The organism is Aquamicrobium ahrensii, assembly GCF_040545755.1.
Taxonomy (GTDB): domain Bacteria; phylum Pseudomonadota; class Alphaproteobacteria; order Rhizobiales; family Rhizobiaceae; genus Mesorhizobium; species Mesorhizobium ahrensii.
In genome coordinates this window covers 487,382-501,958 of record NZ_JBEPMN010000001.1, presented here as the reverse complement: position 1 = coordinate 501,958, position 14,577 = coordinate 487,382, and the positions used below count along the sequence as shown (strand labels likewise).

The 14,577-nt window shown below is 62.4% G+C and carries 16 protein-coding genes; 14 read left to right on the top strand and 2 right to left on the bottom strand.

What is annotated here, in order from left to right:
* The first annotated feature begins 160 nt into the window (after positions 1 to 160).
* From ldtR to ABID44_RS02460, 9 genes are all read left to right on the top strand, one after another.
* Positions 161 to 676, top strand: coding sequence for a transcriptional regulator LdtR (ldtR, locus tag ABID44_RS02500; protein ID WP_354150090.1), 516 nt, complete (start codon positions 161 to 163; stop codon positions 674 to 676).
* A 301-nt stretch (positions 677 to 977) separates the two neighbouring features.
* Positions 978 to 2,231: a L,D-transpeptidase family protein gene (locus ABID44_RS02495; RefSeq protein WP_354150089.1), complete on the top strand. Its 1,254-nt coding sequence runs from the start codon at positions 978 to 980 to the stop codon at positions 2,229 to 2,231.
* A gap of 191 nt (positions 2,232 to 2,422) precedes the next feature.
* Positions 2,423 to 3,736, top strand: a complete 1,314-nt coding sequence (gene glyA / locus ABID44_RS02490; RefSeq protein WP_354150088.1) for a serine hydroxymethyltransferase — start codon at positions 2,423 to 2,425, stop codon at positions 3,734 to 3,736.
* Positions 3,737 to 3,909: 173 nt separating this feature from the next.
* A complete protein-coding gene (gene nrdR, locus ABID44_RS02485; RefSeq protein WP_354150087.1) occupies positions 3,910 to 4,374 on the top strand; it encodes a transcriptional regulator NrdR in 465 nt (154 codons plus the stop codon).
* A gap of 3 nt (positions 4,375 to 4,377) precedes the next feature.
* A complete protein-coding gene (gene ribD, locus ABID44_RS02480; protein ID WP_354150086.1) occupies positions 4,378 to 5,502 on the top strand; it encodes a bifunctional diaminohydroxyphosphoribosylaminopyrimidine deaminase/5-amino-6-(5-phosphoribosylamino)uracil reductase RibD in 1,125 nt (374 codons plus the stop codon).
* Positions 5,502 to 6,119 (top strand): riboflavin synthase, encoded by a 618-nt coding sequence (locus ABID44_RS02475; protein WP_354150085.1) that lies wholly within the window; start codon positions 5,502 to 5,504, stop codon positions 6,117 to 6,119. Before ribD ends, ABID44_RS02475 begins: the two co-directional genes overlap by 1 nt.
* Before the next feature lie 96 nt (positions 6,120 to 6,215).
* Complete coding sequence (locus ABID44_RS02470; protein WP_354150084.1) at positions 6,216 to 6,680, top strand: 6,7-dimethyl-8-ribityllumazine synthase; 465 nt, start codon at positions 6,216 to 6,218, stop codon at positions 6,678 to 6,680.
* Entirely contained in the window at positions 6,677 to 7,180 is a 504-nt protein-coding gene (nusB, locus tag ABID44_RS02465) for a transcription antitermination factor NusB (protein ID WP_354150083.1), read from the top strand. Before ABID44_RS02470 ends, nusB begins: the two co-directional genes overlap by 4 nt.
* Complete coding sequence (locus ABID44_RS02460) at positions 7,177 to 8,415, top strand: MFS transporter (protein WP_354150082.1); 1,239 nt, start codon at positions 7,177 to 7,179, stop codon at positions 8,413 to 8,415. The genes nusB and ABID44_RS02460 overlap by 4 nt, the downstream gene beginning before the upstream one ends.
* On the opposite strand, the gene ABID44_RS02455 is transcribed toward ABID44_RS02460, so the two are convergent.
* On the bottom strand, positions 8,416 to 8,649 hold the full coding sequence (locus tag ABID44_RS02455; protein WP_354150081.1) for a hypothetical protein: 234 nt from the start codon (positions 8,647 to 8,649) through the stop codon (positions 8,416 to 8,418).
* Between the two features lie 75 nt (positions 8,650 to 8,724).
* Here ABID44_RS02455 and ABID44_RS02450 point away from each other — a divergent pair, with 75 nt between their 5' ends.
* Positions 8,725 to 9,225, top strand: coding sequence for a DUF2165 family protein (locus ABID44_RS02450; RefSeq protein ID WP_354150080.1), 501 nt, complete (start codon positions 8,725 to 8,727; stop codon positions 9,223 to 9,225).
* Positions 9,226 to 9,422: 197 nt separating this feature from the next.
* Positions 9,423 to 11,564 carry a sodium-translocating pyrophosphatase gene (locus ABID44_RS02445; protein WP_354150079.1) on the top strand — a complete coding sequence of 714 codons (2,142 nt, stop codon included), beginning with the start codon at positions 9,423 to 9,425 and terminating at the stop codon, positions 11,562 to 11,564.
* A gap of 82 nt (positions 11,565 to 11,646) precedes the next feature.
* Here ABID44_RS02445 and ABID44_RS02440 read toward each other — a convergent pair whose 3' ends face one another.
* Positions 11,647 to 12,171, bottom strand: coding sequence for an outer membrane protein assembly factor BamE (locus tag ABID44_RS02440; protein WP_354150078.1), 525 nt, complete (start codon positions 12,169 to 12,171; stop codon positions 11,647 to 11,649).
* Positions 12,172 to 12,311: 140 nt separating this feature from the next.
* Between ABID44_RS02440 and ABID44_RS02435 the strand changes: the two genes are divergently transcribed.
* The 3 genes from ABID44_RS02435 (at position 12,312) to plsX (ending at position 14,576) form a co-directional block, all read left to right on the top strand.
* The gene (locus tag ABID44_RS02435; RefSeq protein ID WP_354150077.1) at positions 12,312 to 12,857 is read left to right on the top strand and encodes a ubiquinol-cytochrome C chaperone family protein; all 546 of its coding nucleotides are present in this window, start codon (positions 12,312 to 12,314) and stop codon (positions 12,855 to 12,857) included.
* 1 nt (position 12,858) lies between these two features.
* On the top strand, positions 12,859 to 13,401 hold the full coding sequence (locus ABID44_RS02430; protein ID WP_354150076.1) for a YceD family protein: 543 nt from the start codon (positions 12,859 to 12,861) through the stop codon (positions 13,399 to 13,401).
* A 104-nt stretch (positions 13,402 to 13,505) separates the two neighbouring features.
* Positions 13,506 to 14,576 (top strand): phosphate acyltransferase PlsX, encoded by a 1,071-nt coding sequence (plsX, locus tag ABID44_RS02425; protein ID WP_354150075.1) that lies wholly within the window; start codon positions 13,506 to 13,508, stop codon positions 14,574 to 14,576.
* The last annotated feature ends 1 nt before the right edge of the window (position 14,577 follow it).

Below are 14,577 nucleotides of genomic sequence, written 5' to 3'. Positions count from 1 at the left end.
CCCGCAAGGCGTGACTATTCGTTAAGCGTCTTCGACGGCTCTCGCTGGTAAGCTCTTGTTAGCCTTGGTGTTTAAGTCGAATTTTATGAGTATTCGATAGTGTCGCGATCAAGGTGAGAAAAACAAAAAATCACCAGGCGACAAACGAGAGGCAAAGACAATGAACAACCAGCGCTCGGCGGCGACGCCCGTTAATGTATTGAATGAAAGCCAGGAAGCTATCCGTTCGTTGTATATGGAATCGCTTCAGCTTGTTGAACGGTTGCATCGCCGTCTTCTTGACGTGATCAAGGACGAGTTTGAACGTGCAGGCCGCTCCGACATCAACGCCATCCAGGCGCTGCTTCTGTTCAATATCGGCAATGCGGAGCTGACGGCGGGGGAACTGCGGTCGCGCGGTTACTATCTCGGCTCGAACGTGTCCTATAACGTCAAGAAGCTGGTCGATCTGGGTTTCATCAATCACGAGCGTTCAAAGCTCGACCGCCGCTCGGTGCGCATCAGCCTGACAGACAAGGGCATGGAGGTGGCGGATGTGGTGGCGCGTCTCTATGAGCGGCACATCGGTTCGATCGAGCAGGTCGGCGGCATCAACACCGACGAGTTCAAGCAGATGAATCGCGCCCTCCAGCGTCTGGATCGCTTCTGGAACGACACCATCGCCTACCGCATGTAAGTTGCAGTCGCGAGCGCGGGCGTATGACCCGCTGACTGGCCGGGCGGTGCCTCAAAGGCACAAGGCCCGGCCTTTGTCATGTCCGGCGGGGCCGAAAGCCGGCCAGCGCCACGTTGCCGCCATATTCCGATGGAAGCGAGAATGGCGGGATCGGGCGTGATGTCCGACGAAGAGCAACCCGTTCAGGCGCGGCGCGGGCTTGATGCCCAAAGTCCGGCATGGTTGGCGAATTATTAAGGTCGCGGGCCTAGAGTGCCCGGCTGCATTGCCTGAACACTGACTGGATATGTCTGGAACGCCCATGATGACGAGCCGTCGTTTGTTTCTGTCCGGAGCTTCGGCCCTTGCCGCTTCGTTCATAGCCGGTGGCGCGCGTGCCCAGGACGCAGTCGACGACATTTTGCGGGCTGCGGGGCAGGGCGGCTGGCGCGATACGTTCGACGCCCGCGCCAGCGGCAGCGCCAAGGTCCAGTCCACGCGCCCGATCTTCAGCCAGCAGACCATCGCCTATACCGAACAGGCGATCGGCCAGTATCACAATCTGGTCGCGCAGGGCGGCTGGGAGCGGGTGCCCGACACCAAGAAACTCAAGCTGGGCGTGATCGATCCCGACGTGGTGCCGCTGCGCAAGCGCCTGATGGTGTCCGGCGACCTGCCACAGAACGCGGGCCTGTCGCAGTCGTTCGATTCTTATGTCGATGCCGCGGTGAAGCGTTTCCAGATGCGCCATGGCCTGCCGGCCGACGGCGTGCTCGGCAAATACAGCTATCTGGCCATGAACGTTTCCGCCAGAACGCGCCTTGGCCAGCTCGAGACCAATCTCGGCCGGTTGCGCGAGAAGGTCGGCACGCTTGGCAACCGCTATGTGCTGGTCAATATTCCCGCAGCGCAGATCGAGGCGGTGGAGAACGACCGCGTCGTGCTGCGGCATACGGCGATCGTCGGCAAGATCGACCGCCAGACGCCGATCGTGAACTCGAGGATCAACGAGATCATCGTCAATCCATACTGGACGGCGCCCACCTCCATCGTGCGCAAGGACATCATTCCGCTGATGCGCAAGAATCCGGATTACCTCAAGGACAGCAAGATTCGCCTGTTCGCGCCGGACGGCGGCGAGGTCGATCCGCTGACGGTGGACTGGTCGACCGACGAGGCGGCAAGATACCGTTTCCGTCAGGAGCCGGGCACCAACAACGCCATGGCGTCGGTCAAGATCAACTTCCCGAGCCCCGATGGCGTCTACATGCACGATACGCCGCAGCAGAGCCTGTTTGGCCAGATGATGCGCTTCGATTCGTCGGGTTGCGTGCGCGTGCAGAACGTTCGCGATCTGGTGACCTGGATCCTGCGCGACACGCCCGGCTGGACCCGGCAGCAATTCGAAGCGGCGATCAAGGCCGGCGAGACAGTACCGGTCGCTGTCACCAACCCGGTGCCGGTGCATTTCCTCTACGTCTCCGCCTGGTCGACCGGCGACGGCGTCATGCAGTTCCGCGACGACATCTATAGCTGGGACGGCGTTGACGAACTGAAGATTTCCTCCGCTTTCTGATCGCTAAAGCGGGACTCTCATAAGGGCCGCCTTCAAGGCGGCCCTTTTCATTGCACCGAAAACTGCGCCGACTCTGTGGGCCAGCGATGGCTGGCGCAATAGGGCCAGCTTATTTCGCCCTGAAAGTGGATAGGGCAGGTCAACTGTGCTAAGGGCCTGCGGGTTCACTCCACTTAGGGAAATTTCAGGTAATGGCGATACAGTCGGCTGCATCCGGTTCGTTGGAATCTTTCTTTGAAACAACTCTCGCGGATGCCGATCCGGAAATTTTCGGCGCGATCCGCAACGAGCTCGGCCGTCAGCGCCACGAGATCGAGCTGATCGCTTCGGAGAACATCGTTTCGCGCGCCGTAATGGAAGCGCAGGGCACGGTGCTCACCAACAAATACGCCGAAGGTTATCCCGGCAAGCGCTATTATGGCGGCTGCCAGTATGTGGACGTTGTGGAAGAGCTGGCCATCGAACGCGCCAAGAAGCTGTTCGACTGCAAGTTCGCCAATGTGCAGCCCAATTCCGGCAGCCAGATGAATCAGGCCGTGTTCCTGGCGCTGTTGCAGCCGGGCGACACCTTCATGGGGCTCGACCTGAATTCGGGCGGCCATCTCACGCACGGCTCGCCGGTCAACATGAGCGGCAAGTGGTTCAACGTCGTTTCCTATGGCGTGCGCAAGGACGATCATCTTCTCGACATGGACGAGGTGGAGCGCAAGGCGCATGAGGTGAAGCCGAAGCTGATCCTTGCCGGCGGCACCGCCTATTCGCGCATCTGGGACTGGAAGCGTTTCCGCGAAATCGCCGACGCGGTCGGCGCATGGCTGATGGTCGACATGGCCCATATCGCCGGCCTCGTCGCCGGCGGCGTGCATCCTTCTCCGATTCCTCATGCACATGTGGTCACCACCACGACCCACAAGTCGCTGCGCGGCCCGCGCGGCGGCATGATCCTCACCAATGACGAGGATATCGCCAAGAAGATCAATTCGGCCGTGTTCCCCGGCTTGCAGGGCGGGCCGCTGATGCATGTCATAGCTGCCAAGGCGGTGGCCTTCGCGGAAGCGCTGCAGCCCGATTTCAAGCTCTATGCGCACAATGTCGTCGCCAACGCCAAGGCGCTGGCCTCCAGCCTTCAGGAAACCGGCCTCGACATCGTTTCGGGCGGCACCGACAATCATCTGATGCTGGTCGATCTGCGACCCAAGAACGCCACCGGCAAGCGCGCCGAGGCCGCACTTGGCCGCGCCAACATCACCTGCAACAAGAACGGCATCCCGTTCGACCCCGAGAAGCCGTTTGTGACCTCCGGCGTGCGTCTGGGCACGCCTGCCGGCACCACGCGCGGCTTCGGGCAAGCCGAATTCCGTGAGGTCGGCAAGCTGATCGCCGAGGTGCTCGACGGTCTGAAGGCCGCCAACTCGGATGAGGGCAATGCTGCGGTCGAGGCTACGGTGAAGCAGAGGGTCGTCGAACTGACCAACCGCTTCCCGCTCTATTCCTATCTCGGATAACGGGCCGGGCAGCGCCGGAATTTGCATGGCCGCCGCGATTGTATCGTGGCGGCCATTGCTTTTATCTTTCCGGAGAGACGGATGGGGAGACGTCGCTGCATTTTCCTCCGGGCGCTTCCTACCCTGGAAGAAAATCTCTAGTTTCGCATCATTCAGGAATCGGGTGGGTTTTCATGCGTTGTCCCTATTGCCAGTCCGAAGATACGCAGGTGAAGGATTCGCGTCCTGCGGAAGATGGCTCGGCCATTCGCAGGCGACGCGTATGTCCCGATTGCGGAGGGCGCTTCACAACGTTCGAGCGGGTTCAACTGCGCGATCTGGTCGTTATCAAGAAGACGGGCCGCAAGGTGCCGTTCGACCGCGACAAGCTGCTGCGCTCGGTGGAGATTGCGGTGCGCAAGCGTAACGTCGATCCCGAGCGTATCGACCGGGCGGTCACCGGCATCGTGCGCCAGCTTGAAAGCTCGGGCGAGACCGAGATTCCCTCGGCGGAAGTCGGGCGGCTGGTGATGGAGGCGCTGAAGTCCCTGGACGACGTCGCCTATGTGCGCTTCGCTTCCGTGTATCGCAATTTCCGCGAGGCCAAGGATTTCCACGAGGTTCTGGGCGAACTCAAGGGCGACGAGGATCTCGACTGACCGATGAACCATGCCGCCGATTCTGAACAGGAAGCCCTCGACCGCAGATTCATGGCGGCGGCGCTGCGCCTGTCGCGCCGCAATCTGGGCCGCACCTCCACCAATCCGTCCGTTGGAACAATCATCGTGCGCGATGACGGAGCCGGGCCGATGATCGTCGGAACCGGGGTCACGGCCGTCGGCGGCCGGCCTCATGCCGAAGCCGAGGCCCTGGCCGAAGCCGGCGAACTGGCGCGGGGTGCGACCGCATATGTGACGCTGGAGCCGTGCGCGCATCACGGGCGGACGCCGCCCTGCGCGGAAGCTCTCGTTGCGGCCGGCGTCGCACGCGTCGTCGGCGCGGCCAGCGACCCCGACCCACGCGTTTCCGGCAAGGGCTACGCAATTCTGCGGGAAGCCGGCGTCGAGGTTACGGAGCGCGTGCTGGCTGCGGAGGCCTCGGACCAGCTTGCCGGTTACCTCATGCGTTCTTTAAGGAAGCGGCCGGAGATCACGCTCAAGATGGCGCTTTCCAGCGATGGCAAGATCGGCGCCAGGGGGCAGGGACAGGTCGCCATCACCGGTGACGCGGCGCGCCGCGAGGTGCATCTGATGCGTGCGGAAGCCGACGCGATCCTGATCGGCATCGGCACGGCGCTTGAGGATGATCCGGAACTGACGGTGCGTCTGCCGGGACTGGAGAACCGGTCGCCCGCGCGCATCGTGCTGGACAGCGACATCAGGCTTCCGCCGGATGCGCGGCTTGTTTCCGGCGTTGACCGTGTGCCGCTCTATGTTGCGGCAAATCTCGAGGCCGATGCGCAGAGGCGTCTGGCGCTGGAACGCCACGGCGTACGCTTCATCGGCACCGAGGTGCATGACGGCCGGATCGCCCTGCCGGAACTGCTTGACGATCTGGCGGCGCTGGGCATAGCCAGCCTCATCGTGGAGGGAGGAGCTGCGGTGGCGCGGTCTTTCCTTGATGAGGGGCTGGTGGACCGGATCGTGCTGTTTCATGGGCCTGCTGAAGTGGGCGTACAGGGCGTTGACGCTCCGCTCGGACCTGACCGGATACCGTCCGGTTTTCGCAAACTGCGCGAGATGCGGTTCGATCAGGACGGATTCGCAGAGTGGGTAAGGACAGTCTGATGTTCACGGGTATTGTCACCGATGTGGGAACCGTTGCTGCGGTCGAGCCGCTCAGGGAGGGTGTGCGGCTGCGCATCGAAACCATCTACGATCCGCAAACCATCGATATTGGCGCTTCGATAGCCTGTTCCGGCGTGTGCCTGACGGTGACGGCCCTGGCGGAAGGCGGATCAAATGCGCGCTGGTTCGAAGTGGAGGCGTGGGAGGAGGCGTTGCGCCTGACCACCGCCGGCCAGTGGAAGTCGGGAACGCGGGTCAATCTGGAGCGTGCGCTGAAGATCGGCGATGAGCTGGGCGGGCATATCGTTTCCGGCCATGTCGATGCGACGGCGGAAATCGTCGCGCGGCAGGACGAAGGCGACGCCGTTCGCTTTACGCTGGAAGCGCCGGCGGAATTCGCGCGCTTTATCGCGCCCAAGGGGTCTGTCGCTCTGGATGGGACCTCCCTCACCGTCAACAAGGTGGACGGCAGGCGCTTCGACGTGCTGCTCATTCACCATTCGCTGCAGGTCACGACATGGGGCGAGCGGCAGGCCGGTGATCGGGTAAACCTCGAAATCGATACGATGGCGCGCTATGCTGCGCGACTTGCAGAAGCGGCCGTGCAGGGTTACTGAACCGGCCTTCACTGATCCAATCTATCCCTGCCGCGTGAGGCTTGCGGTCTCGCGCGCTTAGGCCTAATGACCGGCTCTGCCGGAGACGCAAGGACCATGACCCAGGACAAGAAGAAAAAGCTGCTCATCATCGAGGCCCGTTTCTATGACGATCTCGCCGACGCTCTGCTGGAAGGGGCCAAGGCGGCGCTGGACGAAGCGGGCGCGGACTATGACGTGGTGACGGTGCCGGGCGCGCTCGAGATTCCCGCAGTAATTTCCTTCGCGCTCGACGCCGAGGAAGAGGACGGGGAAAGCTACGACGGTTTCGTGGCGCTCGGCGTTGTCATTCGCGGCGAAACCTATCATTTCGAGATCGTCGCCAATGAATCCGCGCGTGCGCTGATGGACCTTTCGGTGCAGGAATCGGTCTGCATCGGCAACGGCGTCCTCACCACCGAAAACGAGGAGCAGGCGTGGGCGCGTGCGCGTCGCAGCGAAGGCGACAAGGGCGGCTTCGCGGCGCGGGCGGCGTTGGCCATGATCGCGATTCAGGAGCGGCTTGGAGCGGAACGTACGTGACTGGTCCCGAAGAAACCAAGCCGCCGGTACGACAGGCCAACAAGCGTGGCGCGGCCCGTCTCGCCGCCGTGCAGGCTCTTTACCAGATGGATGTCGCCGGCAGCGGATTGCTGGAGATCACGGCGGAATATGAAGCCTTCCGGCTGGGCAAGGAAGTGGACGGCGCACTTTACCGCGAGGCGGATGCGCAGTGGTTCCGTGCGATCCTTGCCGGCGTGGTTGAAAAGCAAAAGACGCTCGACCCGATCGTTCGCCAGGCGCTGACGGAAGACTGGCCCTTGTCGCGGCTCGATTCCACGCTGCGCGCCATCCTTCGCGCCGGCACCTTTGAACTGATGATGCGCGCCGACGTTCCGGTCGCGGTCATCGTCTCGGAATATGTCGACATCGCCAAGGCGTTCTACGAAGAGGACGAGCCCAAGCTCGTCAACGCAGTCCTCGACCGCATTTCGCGCCGCGTCCGCGGCGAGGGGAGAGGAAAGGGCAAGGAGGCTTCATGAGCGTCTCGGGACAGGCTGCATCAGGCGCGCGGACACCCGCTGTCGAGCGGGAGGCGCGCAGAACGGCGCTGATCCTCGCCACCGCTCAGGCCATTCTCGGCTCGGCCGCTCCGATCTGCTTCGCGCTTGGCGCTCTTGCCGGGCACTACCTCCTCGACATGGACAAGTCGCTGGCGACGGCCCCGCTTACCGGCTTCAACGTGGGCGTCGCCATTGGCGCGCTGCCGGCTGCGGCCATCATACGCCGGCTTGGCCAGCGTGACGGGTTCCTCACCGGGGCCGGCCTGACCGCCCTTGGCGGCGTGATCGCAACCATCGCTCTCTACCAGTCGAGCTTCTGGCTTTTCGCATTCGGCTTGGCTGTGGTGGGTTTCGGCGGCGCGTTCGTGCAGCAATTCCGCTTCGCCGCAGCCGACAACGCACCGCCCGCCTTCAAGGCGCGCGCCATTTCCTTCGTGCTTGCCGGTGGTGTTTTCACCTCCATGATCGGACCACAAGTGGTGATCTTCACCAAGGACATGCTGCAGCCCGTCGCGTTCGCCGGCGCCTTTGCCTCCCTGGTGGTGCTGGCGGGCATTGGAGCGCTGGTTCTGGCGCAACTGCGCCCCCGTCCTTTCGTGCAAAAAGTGGAGCATGCGGTCTCGACCGGTCGTCCGCTGATCGAAATCGTCACGCGCCCGCGCTTCATCACCGCGCTGATCTGCGCGGTGGGCTCCTATGCGCTGATGACTTTCGTGATGACAGGCGCGCCGCTCGCCATGGTTGGCTGCGGTTTCTCCTCCGACGAAGCGACGCTCGGCATTTCCTGGCACGTGATGGCGATGTTCGCGCCGAGTTTTTTCACAGGCCGTCTGATCAACCGCTTCGGCGCGCCGACCATGGTCGCGATCGGCTTCATGCTGCTGATCGCCTGCGGCCTCATAGCCCTCTCAGGCATACAGCTCTGGCAATTCTGGACGGCCCTGATTCTGCTCGGGCTTGGCTGGAACTTCGGTTTCATCGGCTCTACCGCCATTGTGGCCGAGTGCTACAGGCCGGAAGAGAAGGGCAAGGTGCAGGGATTCCATGATTTCGTACTGTTCTCCAGCGTCGCCTTCGCGTCGCTGATGTCGGGCGCGGTCTACAACGCCTGGGGCTGGGACATGCTCGCGTGGATACTCTTTCCGTTCTCCGGCCTTTGCCTTGTCATGCTGGCCGTGCAGGGCGTCGCCGACCGTCGCGCACAGGCGGGCTGATCAGCGGCCGCCCGGTCGCGGCGGGTGGTCGAGCGTCACTTCGAGCGTTGCGCCTTCTTCCGTGACAATCCAACGCCGGCGAATCACCATGAAGTGATGCTCCGTGACGCCGATCTTGAGCGAGACGAGGTCGCCCGTCATGCATTCGCCGGGCAACGACACCTTCTCGAAAGGCGCTGCAATACCGGCGCGTTCCGCTTCCAGAAGCGCGGATCGGGTAAGAACAAGCTTCACTTCGCCACTCTCTTGCCTGTGGTGATGGACTCAGCCTTTCATGCGCCCGTTGGGGCATTTGAAGGAGCTTTCGCCATGACCTCCCGACTTTCCAAGATCATCATGTGCCTTTGTCTCGCCGCTTTCGCTTTCCTGGTGGCGTTCGGCAACATCACCGACTATGGATCGAACTACGCCTTTGTCCAGCATGTGCTGTCGATGGACACCACCTTCCCGGGCAACAAGCTGATGTACCGGGCCATCGCCAACCCGACTTTGTGGACGGTGGGCTACTGGTTGATCATCGTCGGCGAGGCGCTGACCTGCTTGCTGTTCCTGATCGCGGCGGCGCGCTTGTGGCAAGCGCGCAACGCCAGCGGTGAAACTTTCAACGAAGCCAAGAAGTTCGTCATCATCGGCACGACCATGGGATTCCTGGTCTGGTATTTCGGTTTCATGGTCGTCGGCGGCGAGTGGTTCGCCATGTGGCAGTCGAGCACATGGAACGGACAGGAAGCCGCCTTCAAGTTCTACATGACCATGCTGGCGGTGCTGATCTACGTGATCCAGCCCGATCGCGACCTCAAGCAAGGCTGAAATACGCGCTCTTTTTGCAGCGCGGAATGCTGCTTTTGGGCGAAATCCGGGCAAAAATATAACAATATCTTGACCTTGCTCACAGGTTTCGCCTAAGCCGCTACATTAGGTCGCACTGCACAATGCGGTGCGGCCTGGTTGCAACGGCCCGGGGGAGAGAGGGTTCTTGCGGGCCACAATGTGAGGAATATCCGGCAATGACCATGCTTTATGTCGTCATCGCCTGCGGCCTGCTTTCTGTCCTTTACGCGGTCTGGGCGACCAAGTCGGTGCTCGCCGCCGACCAGGGCAATGCACGCATGCAGGAAATCTCCGCGGCCATCCGCGAAGGCGCACAGGCTTATCTGGCGCGCCAATACACCACCATCGCCATCGTCGGCGTCGTCGTCTTCGTGCTCGTGTGGTGGCTGTTGTCCGCGACCGCCGCGTTCGGTTTCCTGATCGGCGCCGTGCTTTCGGGGGCTGCGGGCTTCATCGGCATGCATGTGTCCGTCCGGGCGAATGTGCGTACCGCGCAAGCCGCCTCCAACAGCCTCGCCGCAGGTCTCGACATCGCGTTCAAGGCGGGGGCGATCACCGGCCTTCTCGTCGCCGGTCTCGCGCTGCTGGGCGTCGCCGTCTACTATTGGGTGCTCACCGGCCCGCTGGGCCACGCGCCGGCCAGCCGCGAGGTGGTCGATGCGCTGGTGGCGCTCGGCTTCGGCGCTTCGCTCATTTCGATCTTTGCGCGCCTCGGCGGCGGCATCTTCACCAAGGGGGCGGATGTCGGCGGCGATCTTGTCGGCAAGGTGGAAGCCGGTATTCCGGAGGACGATCCACGCAACCCCGCCACCATCGCCGATAATGTGGGCGACAATGTCGGCGACTGCGCCGGCATGGCGGCAGATCTGTTCGAGACCTATGCGGTCACCGTGGTCGCCACCATGGTTCTGGCCGCCATATTCTTCGGCAATGCGCCGAACCTTGGCGAGATGATGCTTTACCCGCTGGCCATCTGCGGCGCCTGCATCATCACCTCCATCGTCGGCACCTTCTTCGTCAAGCTCGGCTCCAACGGTTCGATCATGGGCGCGCTCTACAAGGGCCTGATCGTGACCGGCGTGCTGTCCGTAGGGGGGCTCGCCGTCGCCAACCAGTTGACCATCGGATGGGGCGAGGTGGGCACCGCCAACGGCATGGTGCTGACCGGTGGAAACCTGTTCGCATGCGGGCTGGTCGGCCTGCTGGTGACTGCGCTGATCGTGGTGATCACCGAATACTACACCGGCACCAACAAGCGCCCGGTGAACTCCATCGCACAGGCGTCCGTGACCGGCCATGGCACCAACGTCATCCAGGGGCTTGCAGTGTCGCTGGAATCGACGGCGCTGCCCGCCATCGTCATCGTCGGCGGTATCATCTCCACCTACCAGCTTGCCGGTCTGTTCGGAACGGCTATCGCGGTGACCACCATGCTCGGTCTCGCCGGCATGATCGTGGCGCTCGACGCATTCGGGCCGGTGACCGACAATGCCGGCGGCATCGCCGAAATGTCGGGATTGCCGAAAGAAGTGCGCCAGTCCACCGATGCGCTCGACGCGGTGGGCAACACCACCAAGGCGGTGACAAAGGGATATGCGATCGGCTCGGCCGGTCTCGGCGCGCTGGTGCTGTTCGCAGCCTATTCGAACGACCTCCAGTATTTTGCCGAGAACTCAGACAGATATCCCTATTTCTCGGATCTCGGCACGGTGTCGTTCGATCTCTCCAACCCTTATGTGGTGGCTGGTCTCATCTTCGGTGGCCTGATCCCATATCTGTTCGGCGGCATCGCCATGACGGCGGTCGGCCGTGCGGCGGGTTCGATCGTGGAGGAGGTGCGCAAGCAGTTTCGCGAGGACCCCGGCATCATGCAGGGCACGTCGAAGCCGAACTACGCGCGCGCCGTCGATCTGCTGACGAAGGCCGCGATCAAGGAGATGATCATCCCGTCGCTGCTGCCGGTGCTGGCGCCGCTGGTGGTCTATTTCGGCGTCCTGCTGATTTCGGGCTCCAAGGCTTCGGCCTTCGCGGCGCTCGGAGCTTCGCTGCTCGGCGTCATCGTCAACGGTCTGTTCGTGGCCATTTCGATGACTTCCGGCGGCGGCGCATGGGATAACGCCAAGAAGTCCTTCGAGGACGGTTTCACCGACAAGGATGGCGTGAAGCATCTCAAGGGCTCCGAAGCGCACAAGGCTTCGGTCACCGGCGATACGGTTGGCGATCCCTACAAGGACACGGCTGGACCTGCCGTCAATCCGGCGATCAAGATCACCAATATCGTGGCGCTGCTGCTATTGGCCGTGCTTGCGCAGGGCTGATTCGCCGTTCCAGCCTATAAGAAACCCGCGAGGAGCGTTCCTCGCGGGTTTTTGATTGGGGAAAACTTGTCTTCCGGCCGGATCAGCCGCCGCCGCCGATGATGTTTCCGACCTGGCCGGGGCTCATCTTGCCTGCGCCGCTGATGACCTGCGCGAGGAAGTTCTGGTCCTTGCCGCCTGTCGGCGTGGTGCGGCTGATGAAGTCGAAGACCTTGCCGTCCTTCAGGCCGTAATTGGCGATATTGCTGACGCGTCCGTCAGCACCGAAATAGACGGCCAGCACACTCTGCTCCACCACCTTTGCATTGGCGAACGCGACCGGCCGTCTGCGGGTCTGGGAGATGTAGTAAAACACCTCGTTGTCGAAGGTCGCGGTGGTGGAGGGGGTGCCCAGCGCCAGCAGAACCTGCTCACGGCTGGAACCCACCGGCACCATGTCCAGCGCCTGCTGGTCCACGACATAACCCTGATGCAGCGTTTCGCCGGGGTTGAGATCGCCGATCATTTTCGAGCTGTTGCAGGCCGAAAGAACTGCCGTTACGGCAATCAGCGACGCCAGCCCGACGGGGCGTGACGAAAATGTCGACTTGAATCTCTTCACGCGCAACGACAACTCCATTCAATCAGCCTTGCACGCCCGCTTGCACGGGGCCGCAAAAGCGGTAAACCAGCTTAGCCGCCGATGCAACACGGCCATTCAACAAACAAGGCCCAAACCACCGAGGGTCCGCGGGAGACCACTTTTTCATGTTCAAGCGTCTGTTCGGCGCCAAGCGCCAGACAAACCGCGAAATCACCGATCCGCTCTACGGTGCAATCGTGGCGGCCGCGCGGCAGCCATACTTCTATTCGCATTTGAATGTTCCCGACACGCCGCTGGGGCGCTTCGAGATGCTGTCGCTGCACATGTTTCTCCTCCAGCACCGTTTGCACGGTGTCGAAGGGCAGGCGCAGGACATTGCACAGGTGTTGATCGACGAATTTTTCCTCGATGTCGATCATTCGCTGCGCGAACTGGGCATCAGCGATGTCGGCGTGCCAAAGCGCATGAAGCGGCTGGCGAAGATGTATTACGGGCGCACCGCCGCCTATGCGGACGCGCTGGAGCGTCAGGACGATGAGGTGCTGGTGGCTGCGCTTAGGCGCAACATACGGCCGGACGAGGAATGGCTCGAATCTGCGCGATTGGCCGCCTATGTAAAGGAAGCGGTCCAGAATCTTTCCGCGCAGACGCTTGAGAGCATATGCGCCGGTTCGCTGCAATTCCCGCGCGCCGGCGAACAAGGACAGTGAAATGAAAGAAGCCGAAGCAAAGAGCCCCGTGTCCTTCGAGGTCCATGTCGCGCGCCTGCCGCAAAAAGGCCTGCCGGTTGTGATCGAGGCCGCAGAGCCGCAACGCAAGGCGCTGGCGGCGGTCCATGGCCTGCTTTCCGTCGAAGGCTACAGGGCCGAAATGCTGGTCACCGCCTGGAAGCGCAATGGTGTGAAGATTTCGGGCCGCGTCGTGGCCGACATCACCCAGTCGTGCGTGGTGACGTTGGAGCCGGTAGCCGCCCATATTGACGAGGCGGTCGAGGGGGTGTTCCTGCCGCAGGATTCGAAGCTGGCGCGCCTGGATCAGGATGGCGAAATGCTGCTCGATGCGGAAGGCCCCGACAGCCCGGAGGTGTTCAGCGGCGACACCATCGATGCGGGCGCTCTGGCAGAGGAGTTGTTTGGCCTCGCCATCGACCCCTATCCGCGCAAGCCGGGCGCCGCTCTGGACTCGTCCTCTCTGGACGGGCCGGAGGAAAACGAGTTCCAGAAAAAACTGCGCGGCCTTCTCGGAAAAGTCTGAAAGCCGGGCCATATCGCAAAAGCCAGTTGTGCGGCGGAGCAAAACCGCTATTTTCGCCGGAAATTTCGGCCAGCCGACAAACCAGCAGTGAGATAAAGACAAGCGTGATCAGAATCTCGATCGATGCGATGGGCGGTGATCATGGCGCGAGCGTGGTTATCCCTGCGCTGGCCGCCGTGGCCGACCGGCGTCCGGACATCAAGTTCATCATTTTTGGCCGTGAGGACGTCGTTCGTCCTGAACTGGCGAAATTTCCGACATTGGCCGGATCCAGCGAGTTCGTTCATTGCGAGGTCGCTGTCCAGATGGACGACAAGCCGAGCCAGGCCCTGCGCCATGGGCGCGGTACGTCATCGATGTGGAACGCCATCGAGGCGGTGAAGAAGGGGCAGGCGGATGCCTGCATTTCGGCCGGCAACACCGGCGCGCTGATGGCGATGGCAAAATTTTGCCTGCGCACGATGGCCAGCGTCGACCGTCCGGCCATCGCCGCGATCTGGCCGAATGTTCGTAGCGAGAGCATCGTTCTCGATGTTGGCGCGACCATTGGCGGCGATGCCCAGCAACTCGTCGATTTCGCAATTCTGGGCACCGGCATGGCCCGTGCGCTCTTCGGCATCGAGCGCCCGACAGTGGGCCTGCTCAATGTCGGCGTCGAGGAGGTCAAGGGACAGGAAGAGGTCAAGGAGGCCGGGCGCATGCTGCGCGAGGCCGAACTCGATTCGCTCGACTATCGCGGCTTTGTCGAAGGCGACGACATAGGCAAGGGCACGGTGGACGTTGTGGTCACCGAAGGCTTTGCCGGCAACATCGCCCTCAAGACGGCGGAGGGCACGGCCCGCCAGATCGCCGGCTACCTGAAGGCCGCGATGGGACGCACGCTGATGGCGCGCATCGGCTACATCCTCGCCAGGGGCGCCTTCAACCAGTTGCGCGAGAAAATGGATGTCGGCCGCTCCAATGGCGGCGTTTTCCTGGGACTCAACGGCATTGTGGTGAAGAGCCATGGCGGCGCCGATTCGGCGGGGTTTGCGGCCGCCGTCGAGCTTGGCTATGACATGGTCCGCAACAAGCTGCTCGACCTTGTGCAGGCCGACATCGATCTTTTCCACGCACGCAACCCGCAAGGCCAGACGGCGCAGATCATTGCCGTCAAGACCGACGAAGAAGGATAGG

Excerpts from the sequence above, each read along its gene's own strand:
- ABID44_RS02460 (WP_354150082.1), top strand. The coding sequence starts at position 7,177 with ATGAGCGTCTCGGGACAGGCTGCATCAGGCGCGCGGACACCCGCTGTC.
- ABID44_RS02470 (WP_354150084.1), top strand. The coding sequence starts at position 6,216 with ATGACCCAGGACAAGAAGAAAAAGCTGCTCATCATCGAGGCCCGTTTC.
- ABID44_RS02495 (WP_354150089.1), top strand. The coding sequence starts at position 978 with ATGATGACGAGCCGTCGTTTGTTTCTGTCCGGAGCTTCGGCCCTTGCC.
- ribD (WP_354150086.1), top strand. The coding sequence starts at position 4,378 with ATGAACCATGCCGCCGATTCTGAACAGGAAGCCCTCGACCGCAGATTC.
- ABID44_RS02445 (WP_354150079.1), top strand. The coding sequence starts at position 9,423 with ATGACCATGCTTTATGTCGTCATCGCCTGCGGCCTGCTTTCTGTCCTT.
- nrdR (WP_354150087.1), top strand. The coding sequence starts at position 3,910 with ATGCGTTGTCCCTATTGCCAGTCCGAAGATACGCAGGTGAAGGATTCG.
- ldtR (WP_354150090.1), top strand. The coding sequence starts at position 161 with ATGAACAACCAGCGCTCGGCGGCGACGCCCGTTAATGTATTGAATGAA.
- ABID44_RS02430 (WP_354150076.1), top strand. The coding sequence starts at position 12,859 with ATGAAAGAAGCCGAAGCAAAGAGCCCCGTGTCCTTCGAGGTCCATGTC.
- ABID44_RS02450 (WP_354150080.1), top strand. The coding sequence starts at position 8,725 with ATGACCTCCCGACTTTCCAAGATCATCATGTGCCTTTGTCTCGCCGCT.
- ABID44_RS02475 (WP_354150085.1), top strand. The coding sequence starts at position 5,502 with ATGTTCACGGGTATTGTCACCGATGTGGGAACCGTTGCTGCGGTCGAG.
- glyA (WP_354150088.1), top strand. The coding sequence starts at position 2,423 with ATGGCGATACAGTCGGCTGCATCCGGTTCGTTGGAATCTTTCTTTGAA.
- ABID44_RS02435 (WP_354150077.1), top strand. The coding sequence starts at position 12,312 with ATGTTCAAGCGTCTGTTCGGCGCCAAGCGCCAGACAAACCGCGAAATC.